Annotated in this window: 18 protein-coding genes and 2 riboswitches; of the genes, 12 read left to right on the plus strand and 6 right to left on the minus strand. The window is 70.3% G+C overall.

What is annotated here, in order from left to right:
• The first annotated feature begins 3 nt into the window (after nt 1-3).
• The 8 genes from DID98_RS07510 to DID98_RS07545 all read left to right on the plus strand — a co-directional run bounded on the left by DID98_RS07510 (nt 4) and on the right by DID98_RS07545 (nt 12,640).
• Complete coding sequence (locus DID98_RS07510; protein WP_124570474.1) at nt 4-5,004, plus strand: non-ribosomal peptide synthetase; 5,001 nt, start codon at nt 4-6, stop codon at nt 5,002-5,004.
• Complete coding sequence (locus DID98_RS07515; protein ID WP_124570475.1) at nt 4,994-6,019, plus strand: GNAT family N-acetyltransferase; 1,026 nt, start codon at nt 4,994-4,996, stop codon at nt 6,017-6,019. The genes DID98_RS07510 and DID98_RS07515 overlap by 11 nt, the downstream gene beginning before the upstream one ends.
• 34 nt (nt 6,020-6,053) lie before the next feature.
• Nucleotides 6,054-7,430 carry a lysine N(6)-hydroxylase/L-ornithine N(5)-oxygenase family protein gene (locus DID98_RS07520; RefSeq protein ID WP_124570476.1) on the plus strand — a complete coding sequence of 459 codons (1,377 nt, stop codon included), beginning with the start codon at nt 6,054-6,056 and terminating at the stop codon, nt 7,428-7,430.
• Nucleotides 7,431-7,476: 46 nt separating this feature from the next.
• The gene (locus DID98_RS07525) at nt 7,477-9,741 is read left to right on the plus strand and encodes a TonB-dependent siderophore receptor (protein WP_124570477.1); all 2,265 of its coding nucleotides are present in this window, start codon (nt 7,477-7,479) and stop codon (nt 9,739-9,741) included.
• An 86-nt stretch (nt 9,742-9,827) separates the two neighbouring features.
• Entirely contained in the window at nt 9,828-10,667 is an 840-nt protein-coding gene (locus DID98_RS07530) for a formyltransferase family protein (protein WP_124485516.1), read from the plus strand.
• Entirely contained in the window at nt 10,667-11,683 is a 1,017-nt protein-coding gene (locus DID98_RS07535) for a GNAT family N-acetyltransferase (RefSeq protein WP_124570478.1), read from the plus strand. The genes DID98_RS07530 and DID98_RS07535 overlap by 1 nt, the downstream gene beginning before the upstream one ends.
• Before the next feature lie 271 nt (nt 11,684-11,954).
• The gene (vapB, locus tag DID98_RS07540) at nt 11,955-12,221 is read left to right on the plus strand and encodes a type II toxin-antitoxin system VapB family antitoxin (protein ID WP_044843570.1); all 267 of its coding nucleotides are present in this window, start codon (nt 11,955-11,957) and stop codon (nt 12,219-12,221) included.
• Nucleotides 12,218-12,640 carry a PIN domain-containing protein gene (locus tag DID98_RS07545; RefSeq protein WP_082088439.1) on the plus strand — a complete coding sequence of 141 codons (423 nt, stop codon included), beginning with the start codon at nt 12,218-12,220 and terminating at the stop codon, nt 12,638-12,640. The genes vapB and DID98_RS07545 overlap by 4 nt, the downstream gene beginning before the upstream one ends.
• 42 nt (nt 12,641-12,682) lie before the next feature.
• On the opposite strand, the gene DID98_RS07550 is transcribed toward DID98_RS07545, so the two are convergent.
• Both DID98_RS07550 and DID98_RS07555 read right to left on the minus strand, forming a co-directional pair.
• Nucleotides 12,683-13,588: a nucleotidyl transferase AbiEii/AbiGii toxin family protein gene (locus DID98_RS07550; RefSeq protein ID WP_124570479.1), complete on the minus strand. Its 906-nt coding sequence runs from the start codon at nt 13,586-13,588 to the stop codon at nt 12,683-12,685.
• Complete coding sequence (locus DID98_RS07555) at nt 13,557-14,627, minus strand: type IV toxin-antitoxin system AbiEi family antitoxin (RefSeq protein WP_124570554.1); 1,071 nt, start codon at nt 14,625-14,627, stop codon at nt 13,557-13,559. Before DID98_RS07555 ends, DID98_RS07550 begins: the two co-directional genes overlap by 32 nt.
• 354 nt (nt 14,628-14,981) lie before the next feature.
• Between DID98_RS07555 and DID98_RS07560 the strand changes: the two genes are divergently transcribed.
• Together DID98_RS07560 and bamE are read left to right on the plus strand one after the other, a co-directional pair.
• The gene (locus DID98_RS07560) at nt 14,982-16,145 is read left to right on the plus strand and encodes a M20 aminoacylase family protein (protein ID WP_124570480.1); all 1,164 of its coding nucleotides are present in this window, start codon (nt 14,982-14,984) and stop codon (nt 16,143-16,145) included.
• A 251-nt stretch (nt 16,146-16,396) separates the two neighbouring features.
• Nucleotides 16,397-16,936, plus strand: a complete 540-nt coding sequence (gene bamE, locus DID98_RS07565) for an outer membrane protein assembly factor BamE (protein ID WP_124570481.1) — start codon at nt 16,397-16,399, stop codon at nt 16,934-16,936.
• A 34-nt stretch (nt 16,937-16,970) separates the two neighbouring features.
• Here bamE and DID98_RS07570 read toward each other — a convergent pair whose 3' ends face one another.
• From DID98_RS07570 to cobA, 4 genes are read right to left on the minus strand one after another with little or no spacing between them, the layout of a single operon-like run.
• Nucleotides 16,971-18,275, minus strand: coding sequence for a cobyrinate a,c-diamide synthase (locus DID98_RS07570; RefSeq protein ID WP_124570482.1), 1,305 nt, complete (start codon nt 18,273-18,275; stop codon nt 16,971-16,973).
• A 3-nt stretch (nt 18,276-18,278) separates the two neighbouring features.
• The gene (gene cobO / locus DID98_RS07575) at nt 18,279-18,881 is read right to left on the minus strand and encodes a cob(I)yrinic acid a,c-diamide adenosyltransferase (RefSeq protein WP_044843565.1); all 603 of its coding nucleotides are present in this window, start codon (nt 18,879-18,881) and stop codon (nt 18,279-18,281) included.
• Nucleotides 18,882-18,915: 34 nt separating this feature from the next.
• Nucleotides 18,916-19,293, minus strand: a complete 378-nt coding sequence (locus DID98_RS07580) for a cobalamin biosynthesis protein (RefSeq protein ID WP_124892200.1) — start codon at nt 19,291-19,293, stop codon at nt 18,916-18,918.
• Complete coding sequence (gene cobA / locus DID98_RS07585; RefSeq protein WP_185640835.1) at nt 19,290-20,099, minus strand: uroporphyrinogen-III C-methyltransferase; 810 nt, start codon at nt 20,097-20,099, stop codon at nt 19,290-19,292. The genes DID98_RS07580 and cobA overlap by 4 nt, the downstream gene beginning before the upstream one ends.
• 109 nt (nt 20,100-20,208) lie before the next feature.
• Nucleotides 20,209-20,445, minus strand: a riboswitch (cobalamin riboswitch).
• A gap of 131 nt (nt 20,446-20,576) precedes the next feature.
• Nucleotides 20,577-20,840, plus strand: a riboswitch (cobalamin riboswitch).
• 184 nt (nt 20,841-21,024) lie between these two features.
• Here cobA and DID98_RS07590 point away from each other — a divergent pair.
• Together DID98_RS07590 and cobW are read left to right on the plus strand one after the other, a co-directional pair.
• Nucleotides 21,025-22,083 (plus strand): HoxN/HupN/NixA family nickel/cobalt transporter, encoded by a 1,059-nt coding sequence (locus DID98_RS07590; RefSeq protein WP_124485505.1) that lies wholly within the window; start codon nt 21,025-21,027, stop codon nt 22,081-22,083.
• A 25-nt stretch (nt 22,084-22,108) separates the two neighbouring features.
• Entirely contained in the window at nt 22,109-23,197 is a 1,089-nt protein-coding gene (gene cobW, locus DID98_RS07595; RefSeq protein WP_124570484.1) for a cobalamin biosynthesis protein CobW, read from the plus strand.
• Nucleotide 23,198: the final 1 nt, after the last annotated feature.

Raw genomic sequence — 23,198 nt, forward strand, 5'->3', positions numbered from 1 at the left:
CGGATGACGAGGATGCAACCCGACTGGCTCGCACTCGCGACGCGTTTCGCGCAATTGCCCGACGCGCAGCGCGCGGTGTTCATCGACAAGCTCGGCGCGGCCGGCATCGACTTTCGCATGCTGCCGATCCCGCCGCGCACGCCGCGCGGCGACCGTGTGCCGGCATCGTTCGCGCAGACGCGGCTGTGGCTGCACGCGCGGCTGATCGACGCGCCGGACGCGTATCACATCACCGAGCGGCTCGCGCTGACCGGTCCGCTCGACGCGCACGCGCTGCGGCTCGCGTGCGATGCGCTGATCGCGCGCCATGAAGCGCTGCGCACCACCTTCGACGAAGCGGAGGACGGCGTCGCGCAGACGATCCATCCGCCGCTGCGCTGCCCGTGGCGCGAGACCTGTCTCGAAGCGCTGCCCGACGCGCAGCGCATGGCACGCGCCGAAAGCATCGCGACGGCCGACGAAGCCGCCGCGTTCGATCTCGGCGCGGCGCCGCTCATGCGGGCACACCTGATCCGTCTCGACGCGACGCATCACTGGCTCGCGCTGACCGTTCACCACATCGTGTCGGACGGCTGGTCGTCGGACGTGATGCGGTTCGAGCTCGCGGCGTTCTATCGCGCGTATGCGTCGGGCGCGCCGGTGCCGCTCGCGCCGCTGCCGATCCAGTATGCGGACTATGCGCTGTGGCAACGCCGCTGGCTCGATGCCGGCGAGCGCGATCGCCAGCTGGCGTTCTGGCGCGAGCGCCTCGACCCGCAACGCGGCGTGCTGACGCTGCCCGGCGCCGCCGCGCGGCCGGCGCGCCGCAGCGCACGCGGTGCGCGTCACGTGTTTTCCCTCGACGCACACACCGGCGCGCGGCTGCGCGCGTTCGCGGCCGCGTCGGGCGCGACGCCGTTCGCGGTGCTGCTCGCGGCGCTCGACGCGCTGCTCGCGCGCGCGACTGGCGATGCGCGGATCTGCGTCGGCGTGCCGGCCGCGAACCGCGAGCGCGCGGAAACGGCCGGCCTGATCGGCTTTTTCGTCAACACGCTCGCGATCGATGTCGACGTGCCCGCGCACGACGATTTCGCGTCGCTGGTCGCGCGCACGCAACGCGCGCTCGTCGATGCGCAGATGCATCAGGACGTGCCGTTCGAGCAGGTCGTCGATGCGCTCGGCGTGCCGCGCAGCGCCAGCCACCATCCGCTGTTCCAGGTGATGGCCGCGTACGGCGAGCGCCGCGCGCTGCCGGCGCTGGGCGCGGCATCGGCATCCTTGCTGCCGTCCGGCACGCCTTCCGCGAAATTCGACCTGACGCTTGTCGTCGAGGCGACGCCCGACGGCACGTTCGACGCCGCATTCATCTACGCGCTCGACCTGTTCGACGGCGACGCGATCGCGCGGCTGGCCGCGCGCTTCGTCACGCTGCTCGGCGATGCGCTCGCGCGCCCCGACATGCCGATCGGCGATCTCGACTGGCTGCCGGCCGGCGAACTCGCACAACTCTTCGCGTGGAATGCGCCGGCAGGCGCGGCCGAAGCCGAACCGTTCGTGCCGGTGCACGCACGCATCGCCGCACACGCGCACGCACGGCCCGACGCACGCGGTGTCGCCGACATCGATCGCGCACTGACGCGCGGCGAGGTCGACGCGCGCGCGGCCCGCATCGCGCGCAACCTCGTCGCCGCCGGGGTGCAGCCGGAAATGCGCGTCGGCGTCGCGCTGCAGCGTTCGGTCGACCTGCTGGTCGCGCTGATCGCGGTACTGAAGTCGGGCGCCGCGTTCGTGCCGCTCGATCCGGCGCATCCGCGCGAACGGCTCGCGCAGATCGTCGGCGACGCGGGCATCGCGCACGTGCTGACCGACGCCGCGAGCGCCGCCTCGCTGCCCGAGCTGCCGGCGCTGCGCGTCTGGCGCGCGGACGAAGTCGACGCGCTCGACGAAGCCGCGGACGTCGCGCTGCCGGACGTGCTGCCCGGCCATGCGGCGTACGCGATCTACACGTCCGGCTCGACCGGCAAGCCGAAGGGCGTGATCGTCGATCACGCGGCGTTCGCGCGGCATTGCGCGGCGATCGCCGAACGCTACGGCGCGGGCGAGCACGACGTGTTCTTGCTGTTCCAGTCGGTCAACTTCGACGGCGCGCACGAAGGCTGGTTTTCGCAGTACCTGTCGGGCGCCGCCGTGTCGGTGACGGCCGACGTGCTGTGGCCGCCCGCGCAGACCTGCGCGATGATGGTCCGCGACGGCGTGACGATGACCTACGTGCCGCCCGGCTGCGCCGCGCAGCTCGCCGAATGGGCGCTCGCGCACGGCGCGCCGCCGACGCTGCGCTCGCTGACCGTCGGCGGCGAGGCGACGTCGCGCGAAGCCTTCGCGATGTTGCGCCGCGCGATGCCGAACGTGCGCGTGGTCAACGGCTACGGGCCGACCGAGACCGTGATCACGCCGACGCTGTGGATGTTCCGTCCCGGCGACGATCTCGCGACGCTCGGCGACGCCGCGTACCTGCCGATCGGCACGCTGGTCGGCGCGCGCACCGCGCACGTGCTCGACGCGCGGCTGCATCCGCTGCCGGTCGGCGTGATCGGCGAGCTGTACCTCGGCGGCGAGGGGATCGGCGTCGCACGCGGCTATCTCGACCGTCCCGCGCTGACGGCCGAGCGCTTCGTGCCCGACCCGTACGGCGCGCCGGGCGCACGCCTGTATCGCACGGGTGACCTCGTGCGGCGGCGCGCGGACGGCGTATTCGACTTCATCGGCCGCGTCGATCACCAGGTGAAGCTGCGCGGGCTGCGCATCGAACTCGGCGAGATCGAGGCGCAACTGGCCGCGCACGATGCGGTGCGCGAAGCGTGCGCGGTCGTGCACGGGCAGGGCGCGCAGGCGCAGCTCGTCGCGTACGTCGAACTGACCGCCGACGCGCAGGCGGCCGCGCAACCGGTGGAGGCCGCGACGCTCGACGCGCATCTGCGCCGCACGCTGCCCGACTACATGGTGCCCGCGCAGCTGATCGTGCTCGACGCGTTGCCGCGCAACGCGAACAGCAAGGTCGATCGGGCGCGGCTGCCGGCGCCGGTGCGCGTCGAACGTGCCTACGAGGCGCCGCACGACGGCGACGAAACCGTGCTCGCGGCGATCTGGCGCGACGTGCTGAACGCCGAGCGCGTCGGCCGCGGCGATCACTTCTTCGAACTCGGCGGCCATTCGCTGGCGGCGGTGCGCGTCGCGACCCGCGTCGCCGAGCGGCTCGGCCGCGACGTGCCGGTGCGCGCGCTGTTCGAAGCGCCGGTGCTCGCGCAGTACGCGCGCCAGGTGACCGACGCGCCGCGCGCCGCGCACGCCGGCGCCGCCGTGCCGGGCGTCGCGATGGTGAAGCCCGATGCGCACGGCGTGTGGCCGCTGTCGCCCGCGCAACTCGGCCTGTGGTTCCTGTGGCGCGCGCAGCCGGACAGCGCCGCATACAACATTCCGGTCGCGCTGCGCGTGCGCGGCCCGCTCGACGTCGATGCGCTGCGCGCGGCGTTTTCGGCGGTCGCGGCCGCGCATCCGGTGCTGCGCACGCGGCTCGTCGCGCGCGACGGCATGCTGCCGGGCCAGCGGATCGACGCCGCGGCGAGCGTCGCGCTGCCGGTCGTCGACTTGTCCGCGCAGCCCGACGCGCTCGCGCGCGCGGCGGCGCTGACCGGCGCCGATGCGCTCGCGCCGTTCGATCTCGCGGCCGACGCGCCGCTGTGGCGCGCCCGCGTGCTGCGGCTCGGCGCGGACGATCACGTGCTGTCGGTGACGATCCATCACATCGTGTCGGACGGCGAATCGATCGAGCTGTGGCTCGACGCGGTGCGCGCGCGCTATGTCGCGCTCGTGCGCGTCGAAGCGGCCCGGGCCTCTTCGACGACGACAACGACGTCAGAAAACACGCCGCTCGTGCTGCCCGCGCCGTGCCAGCCGGCCCGTGTCGCGTACTGGCGCGACGCGCTGGCCGACCTGCCGCCGCCCATGCTGCCGCAGCGCGCCGACGCGCCGGCCGTGCCGCAATGGCGTGCGGCGCGCATCGCGTTCGAGTTCGACGCGTCGCTGATCCGTGCCGCGCGCGATGCCGCGTCGGCGTCGCACGCGACGTTGCCGATGCTGCTGCATGCGGCGCTCAATACCGCGCTGTTCCGCGTGACCGGTGCGGCCGACCAGCCGGTCGGCGTGCTGGCATCGACGCGCGAACTCACGGGTGAAGCCGCACGCGACGCGCTCGGTCTCTTCATCAATTCGGTGGTCGTACGCACGCGGCTCAATTCCACGGCCCGCCGCGCGGACGTGCTCGCTCAGGTGCGCGATACGGCGCTTGCCGCCTATGCGCATGCGGACGTGCCGTTCGCCGACGTCGTCGCGGCGCTGCGCGCGCCGCGTGCCGCGCGGGCCAATCCGCTGTTCCAGGTGATGTTCAACTACCTGCGCCCGACTGGCGCGGCCGCACGCGACTGGGCCGGCCTGTCGCTCGCCGGCTTCGACGACGTTCGTCATCGCGTCGTGTTCACGCTGGAGCTGGACGTCGTCGAGCATCCGGACGGCCGCGTGAGCGCCGCGTTCTCCTATGCGGACGAACTGCTCGACGGCCGCTTCGTCGATGCGCTCGTCGATCTTTACCACGACGAAGTCGCGCGTTTCGCCGGTGCGGCGCAAGCGCCACTCGGCGTGCCCGATGAGCTGTTCGCCGCGCCGGCAGCGGTCGCGGTTGCACCGGCCGGCAACGCGACCCATGCGGCGGCGGCGCGCGCGCCGAACACGGCTGCCGCGCTCGCCGCGCTGTGGTCGGACACGTTCGCGACGGCCGCGCCCGCGCCCGATGCCGATCTGTTCGAGGCCGGCGCGACGTCGTTCGACGTCGTGCGTTTCGTCGATGCGGCGAGCCGCGCCGGGCACGCGCTGACGGTGGCCGACGTGTTCGCGTCGCCGACGCTCGCGGCGCTCGGCACGCATCTCGACGCAGCGGCGCACACGCGACTGGAGGTGCGCGATGCTGGCTGAAGTGCGCCCGGACGGATTCACGATGCTCGATACGTACCGCCTCGCGTTCGCGGACGGCCTGTTCGCGGTGCGCGACGGCACGGAGATCCGCGTCGCACAGGGCGACGGCATCGGCGCGCAGCTGCTGCGTGCGCAACTCGGCGACGACGGCGCGCTGCGCCTCGTCGCCTGCAACCACCGCGCGGCGCCGGCCGACCAGCGCCGCGCGCTGCTGGCCGCGCTCGCCGCGGCGTTTTCGGACAGCGCGCGCCACGCGGCGATCCGGCTCGACCCGGCCGCATGGCCGGCGGTCGCGCTCGATGCGCTGCGCGCGAGCGGCGTGCTGGCCGACGGCGGCCGGTGCATGCGCGAGGGCTGGGCCCAGCAGGCCGATCTGTGGCGCGTCGGCGCGCATCTGCCGTGCGCGACGCTGCCGATGCTGACCGACGGCCGGCGTCATCCGCGCCGGCCGCCCGCGCCGCGCGGCGACGTGTATGCACGCGACCTGCCGGCGCTCGGCGTGCGCTTCACGCTGCGCGGCTGGCAGCCGGGCGAGGATGCCGCGCGCCTCGCGCACTGGTTCGACGAGCCGCGCGTGCGTGACGGCTGGCCGGGCACGCAGCCCGGCGCGCACGGCACGGCGCCCGATGCCGATCCGCACGTGAGCCCGCTCGTCGGCTGCTTCGACGGCGAACCGTTCGCGTACGTCGAGGCGTACTGGCTGAAGGAAGACCCGCTCGCGCCGCACGTCGGCGCGCGCGACTACGACCGCGGGCTGCGGATGCTGGTCGGCGCATCGCGCTGGCGCGGCCCGCATTGCGTGGCGGGCTGGCTGCCGTCCGTCGTGCATTACCTGTTTCTCGACGACCCGCGCACCGAAGCGGTCGGCTGCGCGGTCCCGGCCGGCCGCGCGCGGGTCGTCGATACCCTCGCGCGGCATGGCTTCGCGCGGCAGCGCCGCCTGGCGCTCGCCGACGGGCAGCCGCTGTGGATGCGCACGCTGCGCGAGACCTTCTTCTCCGGCCGTCACGTCTGACGGGCCGGTTTCACCGACAAGGGAGCTGAGAGACATGCAGAGAGAAACCGTATTCGACCTGATCGGCGTCGGCTTCGGGCCGTCGAACCTGGCGCTGGCCGTGCGCCTCGCGGAACGCCACGGCACGCGTCCGTTCGCGCATTGCTTCGTCGAACGCCAGCCGGAATTCGGCTGGCACCGCGGCATGCTGCTCGACGACTGCCGGATGCAGATCTCGTTTCTGAAGGATCTCGTCACGATGCGCGATCCGAAGAGCCGCTACACGTTCATCAACTATCTGTTCGAACGCGGCCGGCTGAACGAATTCGTCAACCTGAAGAACTTCTATCCGACCCGCGTCGAATTCCACGACTACCTGAGCTGGGTCGCCGGCGCGTTCGACGAACACGTCCACTACAGCGAAACCGTCACGGCGATCGAGCCCGTGCGCGGCGACGGCGCGCGCGTCGACGCGCTGCGCGTGTTGTCGCGCGATGCGGCCGGCCACGAACGCCAGCGCGTGACGCGTGCGCTGTCGGTCGGCGTCGGCGGCACGCCGGCGGTGCCGGACGCGTTCGCCGCGCTCGGCCGCGACCGCGTGATCCATTCGTCGTCCTACCTGACCGACATCGACCGGCTGGTCGTGTCGCCGGACGGCGAGCGCCGTCGCGTCGCGGTGATCGGCGCGGGGCAGAGCGCGGCCGAGGTGTTCATCGACCTCGCGCGCCGCTTCCCGCACGTCGACGCGAGCCTCGTGATGCGCGCGGGCGCACTGAAACCGGCCGACGACAGCCCGTTCGTCAACGAGATCTTCAGCCCTGCGTTCACCGACGTCGTCTACGCGCAGCCGCACGACGCGCGCCGCGCGCTGCTCGAGCGCTATCGCGACACCAACTACGCGGTGGTCGACCGGCCGCTGATCGAGCAGATCTACGAAATGCTGTACCTGCAGCGCATCGACGGCACGCCGCGTCACGCGCTGCGCGCGAACAGCGCGATCGAGGCCGCGGTGCGCGCCGCCGACGGCCGCATCGAGCTGACGCTGCGCGACCGGATGAGCGGCGCGACGCACGTCGAACGCTTCGACGCGCTGGTGCTGGCGACCGGCTACCGGCGCGACACGCATTCGGCGCTGCTCGAAGGACTCGCGCCGCACCTGGGCGATGCGCTCACGCGCGGCGACGTCACGCGCGACTACCTGCTCGCGACGCCCGAGCACTTCGCGCCGCGCATCTACCTGCAAGGCTGCTGCGAAGACAGCCACGGCCTGTCCGACACGCTGCTGTCGGTCCTCGCGCGCCGCGCGGACGAGATCTGCGCGTCGCTCGAGGAAGGGATCGCGCCCGGCCATGACGACGGGGCGGTCCGGGCGCTGCATGAACAACGACACCAAAACGGGGCGAGCGCGGGCCGCATGGCTTTCGCTCTTTGACAAAGGCGCGGTCGGAGACCGCATCAAGAAAGTGGAGCAGAGAAAGATGGAGTGGGCAACAGGCACGCGTGTGCGTGCGATCGCAGCCGCGGCGAGCGTGGCGTTCGGGATGGCGGCAGGGCATGCATACGCCCAGACGGCGCCGGCCGTGAACGCAGGTGCCGCGGTGTCGGCCGGCGGTGCGCAGAACGGTGCGGCGGCTAGTGCGGCGGCAAGCACGTCGACCGGCGCGCAGAATGGCTCGACGTCCGGCACGCTGCCGGCGATCAACGTCAACGCGGGCTCGCAAGGCGACGGCACGGTCGGGCTCGTCGCGAGGCGCAGCCGGACCGGCACCAAGACCGATACGTCGATCAACGAAATCCCGCAGACGATCAACATCGTCACCGCGCAGCAGATCGAGATGACCGGCGCGACCGACGTGAACGCGGCGCTGCGCTACGTGCCGGGTTTCTCGTCGTACGGCTCGGACAACCGTTCCGACTGGTACGCGGCGCTGCGCGGCTTCACGCCGACCGCGTATGTGAACGGCCTGCAGGTGCCGAACACGCTGAACCTGTCGAGCTGGCGCGTCGATCCGTACATGATCGACAGCATCACCGTGCTGCGCGGGCCGACGTCGGTGCTGTACGGCGCCGGCGACCCGGGCGCGATCATCGACGTGCAGACCAAGACGGCCGACGGCGAGCGCGTGCGCGAAGCCGGCGTGCAGTTCGGCAACTATGCGCGCAAGCAGTTCATGATCGACGTCGGCGACAAGCTCGATGCGGACGGCAAGTATGCGTACCGGTTCGTCGGCGTCGCGCGCGACGGCAACGCGCTGACCGGCCCGAACAACGACCAGCGCGTCGCGCTCGCGCCGTCGTTCCGCTGGCGCCCGGACGCGGATACGTCGCTGACACTGTCCGCCACCTACCTGCAGGACTGGGGCGACATCTCGTCGAACTTCCTGCCGGCGCAAGGCACGGTGTTGCCGAACCCGAACGGGCAGCTCGACAAGGACGTCTACGGCGGCGACCCGGATTTCAACTACTACCGCAAGAAGCAGTGGTCGCTCGGCTACCAGTTCGAGCGGAATCTGAACTCGATGTGGACGTTCCGGCAGAACGTGCGCTGGATGCACCTGTCGCTCGACAACGGCTCGGTGTTCGGCGCGGGCTTCGCGGACGGCAGCCTGACCGACATCAACCGCTGGGCCGGCGTGTTCCAGACGAACTACAGCCGCTTCGACATCGACAACAACCTGCAGGGCCGCTTCGGCACGGGGCCGCTCGAGCACACGCCGCTGCTCGGCTTCCAGTACAACCGGCAGACCGCGACCGACAGCGAATGGCTGGCCGCCGCGCCGACGCTGAACATCTACAACCCGGTCTACACGCCCGTCACGCTGTCCGTGTTCTCGCCGCCGAACACCACGTACCGCACCAACACGTACACGACGATGAACACGTTCGGGCTGTACGTGCAGGACCAGGTCAAGTGGAACCGCTGGACGCTGACGCTCGGCGGCCGCGAGGACTGGGTCAACCAGCGGATGGACGACCGCGAGGGCGGCACGCGGTCGAAGGCCGACATCAGTGCGTTCACCGGCCGCGTGGGCCTCACCTACCAGGGCGACTACGGGCTGTCGCCGTACGTCAGCTACGCGACGTCGTTCAACCCGCTGATCGGCGTGAACCTGTACGGCGGCGGCCTGCCGCAGCCGACCCGCGGCAAGCAGATCGAGGCCGGCCTGCGCTGGCAGCCGCCCGGCAAGAACCTGATGCTGAGCGCGGCGATCTACCAGATCAACCAGACCAACGTGCTGACGTCGACGCCGCTCAATCTCGATCCGTCCGGCACGACGTCGGTCCAGACGGGCGAAGTGCGCTCGCGCGGGATCGAGCTGAACGCGACCGGCAAGCTCACGCGCAACCTGTCGCTGATCGCGTCCTACGTCTACCAGGACGTGAAGAACGTGAAGGCGAACGACGCATCGCTGAACAACTGGCCGGTCGACATTCCGCGACCGCGCCAGATGGCGTCGCTGTGGGCCGACTGGACGTGGCACACGGGGCCGCTCACGGGCTTCGGCCTGGGCGGCGGCGTGCGTTACCAGAGCGCGTCGGCCGGTGCGGCCGACAACTCGCTGACGGTCGCGAGCTACACGCTGTTCGACGCGGGCGTGCACTACGACACGCGCAACTGGCGCTTCGCCGTGAACGGGACGAACCTGTTCAACCGCCACTACATCAGCGGTTGCCAGTCGACGAGCGTCTGCATTTTCGGGACCGACCGCACGGTGCTCGCCACCGCGAAATACAACTGGTGACGCCGCGCGCCGCGGCGCGCCGGCCGGCCTTCGGGCCGGCGCGGGCGGGCCGCGGCGCCGTCGTCCGTTTTTTCCACGACGCCTCCATGCCGAAGAAAAATCTCGTCTACATCCAGTCGCTGCGCAACGGCGCGGCCGATCGCGCCGGCCAGCCGGTCGCCTACCGGGGCGGCACGCGCTACATGAAGGCGCCGCTCGAATTCCTCGTCGAGCGCCTGAACGACTCGCCGCTCGGCGAACGCTATGCGCTCAAGGGCGTGATCGTCGACGACGACGCAGGCTCGCCGGCCGACCGCGCGAAGGTCGCCGACTACGGCTTCGCGCGCACGCCGGGCCGCCCGTGGATCCTGCCCGACGGGCTGACGGTGCAGGGCCGGCCGGTCGACGAACTGTTCTGCACGATTGCATCGACGTACCGCCGGCTGCCGCGCGACGCGCGCGAGCGCGTGACGGGCAAGCAGGCGTTCGAGCGCCGCCTGCTCGAACGCCTGCTCGAACTCGACGCCGACGTGGTCGTGCTCGACGGGCTGCTCGTGATCCTCGACGAGCTCGTGCGTCCCGGCGCGCGCTTTCACCGCCGCATCGCGAACATCCATCCCGGCATTACGGCCGACGCTTCGCCGTACCAGCGGCGCGGTGCGTGGGCGACACTCGACGCGCTGCACGGCGCGCGCGGCGAACGGGTCGACTGGGCGAGCGGCGCGACCTCGCGCGTCGAACCGGTGACGATGACGGGCGCCTCGTTCCACTACGTCGACAACGGCATCGATTCCGGCGAGGTGATCTGCGACGTGCTCGACACGCCGATCGCGCCGGACGACACGATTCTCGAACTGCGCTGGAACAACTTCCAGCGCAGCCTGTTTCCGGCGCTCGAGCGGGGGCTGCACATCCTCGCCGACCGCCACGACGCGGGAGCACTGTGATGGAAGACACGCTGACGAAACCGGCCAACGCGGTAGACGCGGTCGAAGGCCACGTGGCCGCGGCACTCGACGGCGCCGCGCACGGGCAGGAGCCGCCCGCCGTCGAGCGCACGCTCGACGCGTGGCGGCCCGGCGATCCGCCGGCGGCACTGCTCGCGGAATTCGTCGCGCTGTTCAACACGGACACGCGGCACGACGCGGCGACGGTGTCGGTGCCGCTCGGCGGCGCCGATCCGGCGGCCGTCGCGTCGTACGTCGCGCGCGCGGTGCGCGAAGGCGTGATCGACGGCGCGCGGATCGCGGGCGGCCGGCTGCGCGTCACCGCATCGCGCGCGACGTTCTGGCAGAACCCGCGGCCGTGGCTGAAGGCCCCCGCGTCGGGCGGGATGCCGCTGCGCTACACGATCACGAACGGCCACCGGCACCCGGTGCGGCCGCCGTCGCCGGCAGGCGAGATCTATGCGCGCTACATGCCGCAGGTCGGGATGACGTTCAGCCTGCGCACCGTCGACATCGCTGCACATGCGCAGCTGTTCAGCGACTGGATGAACCTCGATCGCGTCGCGCATTTCTGGGATCAGCGCGGCACGCTCGACGAGCACGCCGCGTATCTCGCGGAGCGGCTCGCCGATCCGCACATGCATCCGATGATCGGCTATTTCGACGACACGCCGTTCGGCTATTTCGAGTTCTACTGGGCGAAGGAGGACCGCCTCGCGCCGTTCTACGACGCGCACGATTACGATCGCGGGCTGCACCTGCTGATCGGCGACTCGCGCTTCCAGAGCGCGGGCAAGCTGCATGCATGGTGGAGCGGGGTGCTGCACTACATGTTCGTCGACGAACCGCGCACGCAGCGGCTCGTCGGCGAGCCGCGCGTCGATCACGTGCGGCATATCGCGTACATGCACCGGCTCGGGTTCCATACGTTGAAGGAGTTCGATTTCCCGCACAAGCGCGCGGCGCTTACCGTGATGGAGCGCGAAACATTCTTCGACACTTTCCGGTTGCCGTGACGGGGGCGCGAGGCGTCGATTCGTCGATACGTCGATTCGCAAGCATCGACGTATCGCGCGGCTTGCAGGGGGCGCGCATCGGCCGTTCGGGATATGGATCGGGTGGGCGGCATGAGGAAGAATGGTCGCTCCCTCATCGCAGACAGGTCGTGACGACATGGCAAGCACACCCGCGACAGCATCAGGCGCGATCCCGCACCAGCGCCGCCCGATATTGACATATGCCGGCATATGCCTAGAATGGGTGCATCGTACTCCATTGGAGTGGCTCATGCGCACCGTTTCCATTTTCAAGAACGCCCGTAACCAGGCAATCCGCATCCCGAAGGACATGGAATTCGAGGGGGTGACGGAACTCGAGATCCGCCGCGAGGGCGACACGTTGCTGCTGCGGCCGGTGCGGCCGACGTGGCTGTCGCTCGCGAGTGAACCGCTGGCCGATGCCGACTTCCTCGTCGAGCGCCCGGCTGTCGTCGAATCCGGCCGTTTCGACTTGTCCGGCGCCGATGACGCCGCACCGACGGAGTCGGGCCGGTGACCACGCTCTACATGCTCGATACGAACATCTGTTCGTTCATCATGCGCGAGCGACCGTCCGTGGTGTTGTCCCGGCTGCAGTCGTGCGTCAATGCGCAGCACCGGATCGTCGTGTCGGCGATTACCTATGCGGAAATGCGGTTCGGCGCGGTAGGCAGAAAGGCATCGCCGAAGCATGCGGAACTCGTGACGGCCTTTGTCGCTCGGCTGGACGGCGTGCTGTCGTGGGATACCGCGGCGGTCGATGCAACGGCGGCGATTCGCGCCGACCTCGCCGCGCGCGGCACGCCGATCGGCGCAAACGATGCGTCGATCGCCGGTCACGCGATCGCGGCCGGCGCCGTGCTCGTCACGAACAATCGTCGCGAGTTCGGCCGCGTCGCGGGGTTGTCGCTCGAAGACTGGGCGGCCTCGGCCTGAGGTCGTGAATGCGCGATGGCGTGGCGCCCGCGCGGTCGCACGTCACACGCGAGGAACAGGCGGATCCGCGAGGAAGGCGCGGCGGAACGCGTCGAGATACCGGTCGGCGTCAGCGCTGAATTCCCCCGGCAGCAGCGCGAACGCGCGGGCCTGCAGATCCTGCCCGAGCGTCGCGTAGATTGCTTCGTCGGACAACAGCGCGCGGATCGCATCGTACGTCTGCGGCGAAGCAATCCGCTGCGCATCGCGCGCCAGCAGCGCAGCCGCCGCCACCTCAGGCTGGAAACCGTGCTGCTCGAGCAGGTCGGGCGCCACGTCCCAGATGCGCTCGCGATTGCCTGCGTCGTGGAAATGCGTGAGCAGGAACAACAGGTCGTACGCGTCGCTGTTCTGGCGCGCGCGCCGGTCCTTCCACGCGAGCAACTTCAACAGCGCAAGGGCGGGCAGGCTCGCCACCGGCACCGCGACGTCGGCCGCGATCGACACGACCAGCGCCGTATCGATCGCCTCCTGAAAGCCCAGCACGTTCAACACGAAATCGCCGCCAGGCGGCCAAGCGATTTCGCCGGGCGGCGTTTCGAGCGGCCCGAACGGCACGAGATCGAGTTCCGTGCGAAAGCCTTGCGTCCCGCTGTCGAACAGCAGTTTCTGCCGATGCTTCGGCGCACGCGCGAATTGCCCGGTCGCGACGAGCGCATCGACGAGCCGTTCGTGAAACGGCCAGCTCACCGCGCACACCGCGACGTCGACGTCCCGCGTCGCACGCACCGGGCGGATGCCGTGGACATGCCACATCAGGATGTCGCGCGCGGTCGCACCGGCGACGACGAATGCCGCGTCGAGTTGCGCGCAGGCCGCGCGGACCGCCTGCAGCAGCGCGACCGCCGCCGGCTCGAGCGGCCGGCGCGCGTCGACTTCAAGCGGGCGGGCGGGCGAGGTATCGGTCATGGATGTGTTCGGCGGCGGCGAGATTGCGACTGTCCCCGGACGAGACGAGATCCGCGTAGATCAGCAGCGGCGGCACGAGCGGCACGTCCTGCTCGCGCCAGTCGAGCGCCGGCGACGGCGGCCAGAAGGCTTCGAGCAGCTCGACGTCGCCACGCTCGTCCGGGCGCAGGCGTGCCTGGAGCAGCAGGCGGTTCGACACGGCGCCATGCGTATAGACGGTGATCGCGGCCGGCTTCAGGTCGTGCGTCAGCAAGTCGGCCGCGGGTTCGCCGCCCAGCCGCGCGTCGAATGCCGCGAAATCGAAGCCGCGCCACCAGTCGGGCGCGAGCGCGGCAAACCGCCGGGCCGGCAGTTTCGCGCGCAGGCGGCTCGGATACAGCGCGACCCATTCCTGCATGAAGCGCGGCCAGTCGGGCATCAGCCGTTCGCCGTTGCGCCGCTGCGCGACAAGGCCGCGCGCGAGCAGGTCGTCCATCGCGAGATTGACCGTGCCGAGCGCGACGCCCGACGCGGCAGCGATCGCCCGGTACGGTTGCGCGACGAGGCCCGGCTGCGTCGCGAGCGCGAACATCACGGCCAGCCCCTTGGGCGTCGTCGCGCGCGATGCCTGCCGGCGCGGCGTGCGGGCGGGTTTCGGCCGGCCGGTGATCATCACGGTCGCTTCCGGCTGGATCAGGCACGCATTGCCGGCCGTATCGAGGAACGGGATGCCTTGATCGGTCAGGCGGGCAGCCAGCTCGACCGATACGTACGGCGCAACCAGCATCAGCGGCCGCTCGCCGGGCAGCGGGGCGCCGCCGCGCCGGCGCAGCGCCGCGCGTGCGTCCTGCACCGATTCGACCCCGACGCTCACCGCCGCCGGCATCTCGAAGGCCTGCCCGGCAATGGCGAAACGGATCATCGCGTCGGCATGCGCATCGTAGGCTGCCGGCACGCGCACGGGCCGCGCATGGAAGTGCCGGGTCGCGCGTTCGAACGCGGCGCAGGCTTCGTCGAGCACGTGCTGTTCCGCTATCGGCAGGGTGGCGTTCTCGGGCATCGGGATGGATCGCTTGTTCACTTTTCTGCCAGCGTACACAAAAAATGTACAACCGTCAAAAAATGAACAAGAACGTTCAACTCTTTGATAAGGCGGGGTTATTCCGGAATGACGAACGGAACTCAACGTGCACTCCCACCTGAGAAATCAAGACGAACTCGCAGTATCGCGCATCCCGATCGTGGCCGGCAGTCACCCGAATGGCCGGCTTCCTCCCGCCGTGCGATTCGTCGTGTGCCGGCGGGCAGACTGGCAACTCCAGGTTGTCGCCGCGACGACTTTCTGTCTGTCCGGTTGCCGCTCAACCGACTATCCTTGCCTGCACATTCCCCACGGAACCCAGGAGACGACACCGTGACGCACAGCGTGATCCCCGCAGGCCTCGCCGACGAAATGATCGAGATCCGGCACCGCATTCATGCCCACCCCGAACTGGGCTTCGAGGAATTCGCGACGAGCGATCTCGTCGCCGGGCAGTTGCAGGCGTGGGGCTACACGGTGCAGCGCGGGCTCGGCGGCACGGGCGTCGTCGCGCAGCTGAAGGTGGGCAATGGCACGCAGCGCCTCGGCCTGCGTGCCGACATGGATGCGCTGCCGATCCACGAGTCGACCGGCCTGCCGTACCAGAGCACGATCCCCGGCAAGATGCACGCGTGCGGTCACGACGGCCACACGGCGATGCTGCTCGCGGCCGCGAAGCACCTGGCGCGCGAGCGCCGCTTTTCCGGCACGCTGAACCTGATTTTCCAGCCGGCCGAGGAAGGGCTCGGCGGCGCGAAGAAAATGCTCGACGACGGGCTGTTCGAGCAGTTCCCGTGCGACGCGATCTTCGCGATGCACAACATGCCGGGCTTCCCGACGGGCAAGTTCGGCTTCCTGCCGGGGCCGTTCATGGCGTCGTCCGATACCGTGACCATCGACGTGCAGGGGCGCGGCGGCCACGGTGCGGTGCCGCACAAGGCGATCGACCCGGTCGTCGTGTGCGCGCAGATCGTCATCGCGCTGCAGACGATCGTCTCGCGCAACGTATCGCCGCTCGACATGGCGATCGTCACGGTCGGTGCGATCCACGCGGGCGAGGCGCCGAACGTGATTCCCGACCGTGCGCAGATGCGCCTGTCCGTTCGCGCGCTGAAGCCCGAGGTGCGCAACCTGCTCGAGACACGCATCAAGGAAGTCGTTCATGCGCAGGCGGCCGTGTTCGGCGCGACCGCGACGATCGATTACCAGCGTCGCTATCCGGTGCTCGTCAACGATGCGGAGATGACCGCGTTCGCACGCGGCGTCGCGCGCGGGTGGGTCGGCGAAGCGAACCTGATCGACGGGATGGTGCCGCTCACCGGCAGCGAGGATTTCGCGTTCCTGCTCGAGAAGCGGCCGGGCTGCTACCTGATCATCGGCAACGGCGACGGGGAGGGCGGCTGCATGGTGCACAACCCCGGCTACGACTTCAACGACGCGGCGCTGCCGATCGGCGCATCGTACTGGGTCAAGCTGGCGGAGACCTTCCTGGTGTGACGCCGCGGCGCATCGACGTGGGCACCGCCGCCCGGTGCACGCCCGCGCGGCCATGACACCGGCCGCGCGGGACGCATTGGAAACGCGCCAAAGGCGCTACACAAGAGCTACCGCAAACCCTCGCCCAGGCTCATGTTCCATTGGAAAGCGCTCGCGCGCTGAATTTGACGCTCCTTGACATCGACGGCACGGGCCGCGTGCTACGCTGCGCGCGACGCCGGATCGGCTCGATGAATACAGGTGTGGACGACATGCGAAAACAGTTTCTGACCGTGCTGACGGCTTGCGCGGTCGGCGTTCTGGCGGCCGGATGCGACGACCAGAAGGTGGCTGACGCGGTGAATGCGATCAAGCCCGATCCGATGGCGTTCGGCAATCTGCAGCCGGGCGTCTCGACGACCGAGGACGTGCTGCGCCAGGCGGGCAAGCCCGAGATGGTCCGGCAGGGCGACGACGGCTCGCAGCGCTTCGAGTATCCGCGCGGCCCGTACGGCACGCGCACGTACATGCTCGATTTCGGGCCCGACGGCAGGCTCGTGTCGATCACGCAGGCGCTGACGGCGGCGAACATCGCGAAGGTCGTGCCGGGGATGTCGAAGGACGACGTACGGCAACTGCTCGGCAAGCCGACCGAGGTCGCGCACTACGCGTTGAGCCATGAGGAAGTGTGGAGCTGGCACTGGGCCGAGGGCGGCGTATCGGGCGACGCGATGTTCAACGCGCATTTCTCCCCCGACGGCACCGTGATCCGGACTTCGCGCTCGGAAGCGCCGGGCCGCGAAAAACCCTGACCGCGCGGCCGCGCGGTGTCCCAGGGTATTTTCGTCAGAATGCCGTGCCGCCGAACAGCGCGGCCGCCATCTCCGGATTCGACGGCCAGTACATGTGCATATAGGTCGCGACGATCGGGCCCGCGCGATAAACGGCTTCGCCGCTTCCGGGCGCGCCGTCGGGCCGCGCAGCCGTCGCCACCGGCGCCAGCGGCGTATCGAGCCGCGAATAATGAAACGTATGACCGCGCATCGGCCCGGTGCGCGTGTCCAGCTGCTGCATCCCGAGCGCCGCGAACCGGCGCTGCATCGTCGCATGGCCTGATAACAGTCCGAGCATCGGCGTCGTCGCGCCGTCCACGTCGGTCAGCGATTCGCACAGATACACCATCCCCCCGCATTCCGCGACGATCGGCAGGCCGGCCGCCGCGTGCGCGCGAATCGTCCGCGCGGTCACTGCATTCGCCGCGAGCGTCGCCGCATGCAGCTCCGGATAGCCGCCCGGCAGGAACAGCGCGTCGCAATCGTCGGGCACGGGTGCGTCGGCAAGCGGCGAGAAGAACCGCAACTGCGCACCGAGCGCCTCGAGCAGCGCGAGATTGGCCGGATAGATGAACGAGAACGCGGCATCGCGCGCGATCGCGATCCGCTTGCCGGCGAGCACGCGCGGCAGCGCGGCGTGAACGTCCGGTTCCGCGAACGCGACGGCCGGCGGCAATTCGGCGAGCGCCGTCTGCGCGAGCACGTCGGCCGCACGCTCGAGCCGCGCGTCGAGATCGTCGATGTCGGCCGGCTGGTGCAGGCCGAGATGCCGTTCCGGCAGCGCGATGCCCGCATCGGCCGGCACGTGCCCGAGCCAGCGCAGGTCGTCCGGCAGCGCCTGCCGCAGCAGTTCCGCGTGTCGCGGCGACCCGACACGATTGCCCAGCACGCCGTGAAACGGCACCTCCGGCCGGAACCGCGCGAGCCCGAACGCGATCGCCGCGAACGTCTGCGCCATCGACTTCGCGGCAATCACCGCGACGACCGGCACGCCGAACGCGACCGCGAGATCGGCGCTGCTCGGCGTGCCGTCGAACAACCCCATCACGCCTTCGATCAGGATCAGGTCCGCGTCGCGCGCCGCATCGGCGAGCAGCGCGCGGCAGCCGGCTTCGCCGACCATGCCGAGGTCGAGCGCGTGCACGGGCGCGCCGCTCGCGCGTTCGAGCAGCATCGGATCGAGAAAATCCGGCCCGGTCTTGAACACGCGCACGCGCCGGCCGAGCCGCCGGTGCAGCCGCGCGAGGCCGGCCGTCACCGACGTCTTGCCCTGGCCGGACGCGGGTGCGCTGACGAACAGCGCGGGGCAGGCCGGCATTGCTCAGAACTCCACGCCGGGTTGCGCCTTCACGCCTTGCTCCTTGTACGGATGCTTGACGAGACGCATTTCGGTGACGAGGTCGGCCGCGTCGATCAGCGCATCGGGCGCATGCCGCCCGGTGACGACGACGTGCACCGATTCCGGGCGCGCGACGAGCGTCGCGAGCACTTCGTCGAGCGGCAGGTATTCGTACTTCAGCACGGTGTTCAGCTCGTCGAGGATCACCATCCGGTACTCGCCGCTTTCGATCATCCGGCGCGCCTCGTCCCAGCCCTTGCGCGCGGTCGCGATGTCGGCGTCGCGGTTCTGCGTGTTCCACGTATAGCCGTCGCCCATCGTCACGAAGTCGCATTGCGCGACCGCGCCGAGGAAGTCGCGCTCGGACGTGTGCAGCGCGCCCTTGATGAACTGCACGACGCCGAGCCGCATGCCATGGCCGAGCACGCGCACGGCCATGCCGAACGCGGCCGTGCTCTTGCCCTTGCCGTTGCCGGTATTGACGATCAGCAGGCCCTTTTCCTGGGTAGCGGCAGCCTGCTTCTTTTCATGGCCGGCGCGGCGGCGTTCGGTCATCCGCTGATGGGATTCGGCATCGGTCTTCATCGGGAATCGTCCTGTCGAAAGCGAAACAAAAGGTTCAGAGCGGGCCGGCGAGCGCGACCGTCACGCCGTCCCGGATGGATTTGGGGCCGAGCAGCCGGCCATCGGGCGCCGCGAGCCGCGCGCACGGCTCGGCCACGCCCGCGACGCCGAAACGCGCGAGCGCCGCAGCCGACGGGCCGCTCAAGGCCGGTTCGGGGCACCGCGCGAGCTGCGCCGCGTCGAACGCGACGAGCGGCCAGCCGCGGCGTGCGCACAGCGTGCGCAGCGGCCGGGCACGCGCCTTGTCGGCGAGCGTCGCGACGACGGCCGGCTCGGCGCCCGGGTAGCGCGCCAGCGCCGCGCGGATCGCGGCATCGAGTTGCGCGGCCGTCACGCCCGCGCGGAAACCGACGCCGAGCGCGACGCGCATCATGCGCTGCCGCCGAGCGCCGCGCGCACCGCCGGATCGCCGGCGAGCGCCGCGACGCGGCCGATCACGACGATCGCGGGCGAGCCGATACCGGCGGCGCCGATGCGTTCGACGACCGTGTCGAGCGTCGCGAGCGCGTGCCGCTGCCCGTCGCGCGTCGCGTTCTCGATCGCCGCGCACGGCATGTCGCCGGGCACGCCGCCGTCACGCAGCGCGGCCACGATCGTGTCGAGCCGGCGTATGCCCATGTAGATCACGATCGTCATCCGCGTCGCGGCCAGCGCGCGCCAGTCGGGCTCGTCGGCCCCCGCGCCGTGGCCCGTGACGAAGATCACGCCCTGCGCGTCGCCGCGATGCGTGACCGGAATGCCGAGTGCGGCCGGGGCCGCGATACCTGCCGTGATGCCGTTCACGACCTCGACCGGGAAACCCGCCGCGCCGAGCGCGAGCAGCTCCTCGCCGCCGCGGCCGAACACGAACGGATCGCCGCCCTTGAGCCGCGCGACGCTGCGGCCCGCGCGCAGGTGCGCGAGCATCGCGGCGACGATCGTTTCCTGCGGCGTCGACGCGTGGCCGCCGCGCTTGCCGACGTGCTCGATGCGCGCGTCGGCGCGCGCATGGCGCAATACATCGGGGTTCACGAGATCGTCGACGAGCAGCACGTCGGCCGCGGCGATCGCGCGCACGGCCTTCAGCGTCAGCAGATCGGCGTCGCCGGGGCCGGCGCCGACGAGCCAGGCGCGGCTCATCGGACGCGGCACGGCGCACACCGTGTCGTGGCAGTGGAAAGGGAACAGCGAGCGGCGCATCGGCGGCCGGCGGACAGGCAAGGCATGACGGATCGGGCGAAGCCCGCGCGAACGCGGGCGGAAAGCGCACCCCATCCGTCCCCCGCGGATCGGGCGTTCGGCGAGCAGCGGGCTCGCCCCTTGCGTCGGCCGGTATCCGGGCTGGCCGCTTGCCAGGCCGCAGCCTTCCCGCCCGCTGAAGGGCAGTGGCATCGCGGGCGGCCTGGGCGCGTGCGGGGGGAACCGCGGCGCGCGGGCGGCGTACCGTTGCGGGGACAGCACAGGCCGGGCGGACTTCCGCCTCCTGTTTCCCGTTTAACTGCGTGCGCGGAATGCGCATGCGAGCACCGAACGCGGCGCATACGATAGCACAGCGGTCGGCCCGCGCGAACCCGCCGCGCGGGCGCCGCAAGCGCCCCCGGTGCGATGCCGCCACCACGCCGGACGCGCCGCGGCGGGCCGTTCCGCCTTTACCTTGACGCTCCCCGCACCGCCGCCTACACTCGCACGCGTTTCGGTGCTCGCGCGCGCTCCTCCGGCGCGCGCAGTTAAACGGGAAACAGGGAGCCTGCCTGCGCCGCAGTCGGGCCAACCTGTGCTGCCCCCGCAACGGTAAGCGAACGCGTCGCGCCCAGCGCGATGCAGCGCCGCTTCGCCGCATGCCTGCCGCATGCGGACGACCGCCACTGGATGCCGCGCATCCGGGAAGGCGAAGCGGCGTGTTCGTCAGCCCGGATACCGGCCGAGACGTTGGGGTTCAGCGCCGCGGGGAGGCGGCGCATCGTCCACGGCCGCAGTTCGCCGGACGCCCGGGCGTTGCCCTTCCTTCGCCGATCCGTCAGCCGCTGCACGCGTGCGGGCCGGGGCGAAGAACGGTCAGCTACGCGGGCAGGCCGACGACGGCCGTGTTGGCATACATCATGTCGACCGTTCGCAAAGGAGCATCATGCTCGACTCGTTCTTCCGCCTGTTCAACGACAGCCCGTCCGGGCTGCGCGGCAAAATCGTCGCGATCTATTCACTGCTCGTCGCATTCAACGTCGGCGCGTGGATCTGGGCCTTCATCGCGTTTCGCGACCAGCCCGTGCTGCTGGGTACCGCGCTGCTCGCCTACGTGTTCGGGCTGCGCCACGCGGTCGACGCCGATCATATCGCCGCGATCGACAACGTCACGCGCAAGCTGATGCAGGAGGGCCGCAGCCCGCTCGGCGCGGGCCTGTTCTTCTCGCTCGGCCATTCGACGGTGGTGATCGTGATGTCGGTCGCGGTCGCGCTGACCGCGGCGTCGCTCGCGCGCTTCGAGAGCATGAAGACCTGGGGCGGTGTGATCAGCACGAGCGTGTCGGCGTTCTTCCTGCTGGTGCTCGCGGCCGCGAACCTGCTGATCCTGATCTCCGTGTACCGGACGTTTCGCGCGGCCCGCCGCGGCGAGCCGATCGTCGACGCCGACCTCGACATGCTGATGAACCAGCGCGGCGTGCTGGCCCGCCTGTTCCGGCCGTTGTTCCGCCTCGTGTCGCGCAGCTGGCACCTGTATCCGGTCGGCTTCCTGTTCGGCTTCGGCTTCGATACCGCGACCGAGATCGCGCTGTTCGGCATTTCGGCCACGCAGGTGCAGGGCGGCCTGTCGTTCTGGTCGGTGATGGCGCTGCCGGTGCTGTTCACCGCGGGCATGACGCTCGTCGACACGACCGACGGCATCCTGATGATGGGCGCGTACCGCTGGGCGTACGTGCGGCCGATCCGCAAGATCTACTACAACATGACGATCACGTTCGTGTCGGTGCTGGTTGCCGCGCTGATCGGCGGCATCGAGGTGCTCGCGCTGCTCGCGGACAAACTCTCGCTGCAGGGTCCGGTATGGGATTTCGCGACGATGGTCGCATCGCATTTCGGCATGCTCGGCTACGTCGTGATCGGCCTGTTCGTCGCGTGCTGGATCGTATCGGCCGCGATCTACCGCCTCAAACGCTACGACGAGATCGACGTGACGCTCTCGGCCTGACTCCCTCTTAGACACAGGACCCACCATGACCCTACGCAAGCTTCCCGTCACGATCGTCACGGGCTTTCTCGGCAGCGGCAAGACCACGCTGATGCGCCACATCCTGCAGCATGCAGAAGGCCGCCGCATCGCGGTGATCGTCAACGAATTCGGCGAGCTCGGCATCGACGGCGAAATCCTCAAGGGCTGCGGGATCGGCTGCGAGGATGCCGAGGGCGCCCGCAGCGAAGCGTCGGGCCAGCTGTACGAACTCGCGAACGGCTGCCTGTGCTGCACCGTTCAGGAGGAGTTCTATCCGGTGATGGAAGCGCTCGTCGAGCGCCGCGCCGACATCGATCACGTGCTGATCGAGACGTCGGGCCTCGCGCTGCCGAAGCCGCTCGTGCAGGCCTTCAACTGGCCCACGATCCGCAACAGCTTCACGGTCGACGCGGTCGTGACCGTCGTCGACGGGCCGGCCGCCGCGAGCGGCCAGTTCGCCGAGAACCCGCAGGCCGTCGACGCGCAGCGCCGCGCCGATCCGAACCTCGACCACGAATCGCCGCTGCATGAACTGTTCGCCGACCAGCTGTCGTCCGCCGATCTCGTGATCGTGAACAAGGCCGACCTCGTCGCCGACGCGCAGTTCGCCGCGGTCGAAGCCGCGATTCGCGAGGAGATCCCGCCGCAGGTGAAGATCGTGCGCGCGACGCGCGGCGAGCTCGACCTCGCGATGCTGCTCGGCCTCGAATCGGCATCGGAGGAAACGATCCACCTGCGGCACGACCATCACGGCTCGGCCGACGACGGCGATCACGACCATCACCACGACGAATTCGATTCGGTGGTGGTGTCTGGAGACGCGGGCTCGCGCGAGGCGACGATCGCCGCGCTGCAGCGTGTCGTCGAGACGCACACGATCTACCGCGCGAAAGGCTTCGCGGCGCTGCCCGATGCGCCGATGCGGCTCGTGATCCAGGGCGTCGGCCGTCGCTTCGACAGCTATTTCGACCGTCGCTGGCAGGACGGCGAACCGCGTGCGAGCCGCTTCGTGCTGATCGGCGAGGATCTCGACGCGGCCGCGCTGCAGCGCGCGTTCGACGTCGCGTGCGCGGCCGAGCCGCAACAGGCGTAAC

It is taken from the genome of Burkholderia sp. Bp8984 (assembly GCF_003853755.1).
Lineage (GTDB): Bacteria > Pseudomonadota > Gammaproteobacteria > Burkholderiales > Burkholderiaceae > Burkholderia.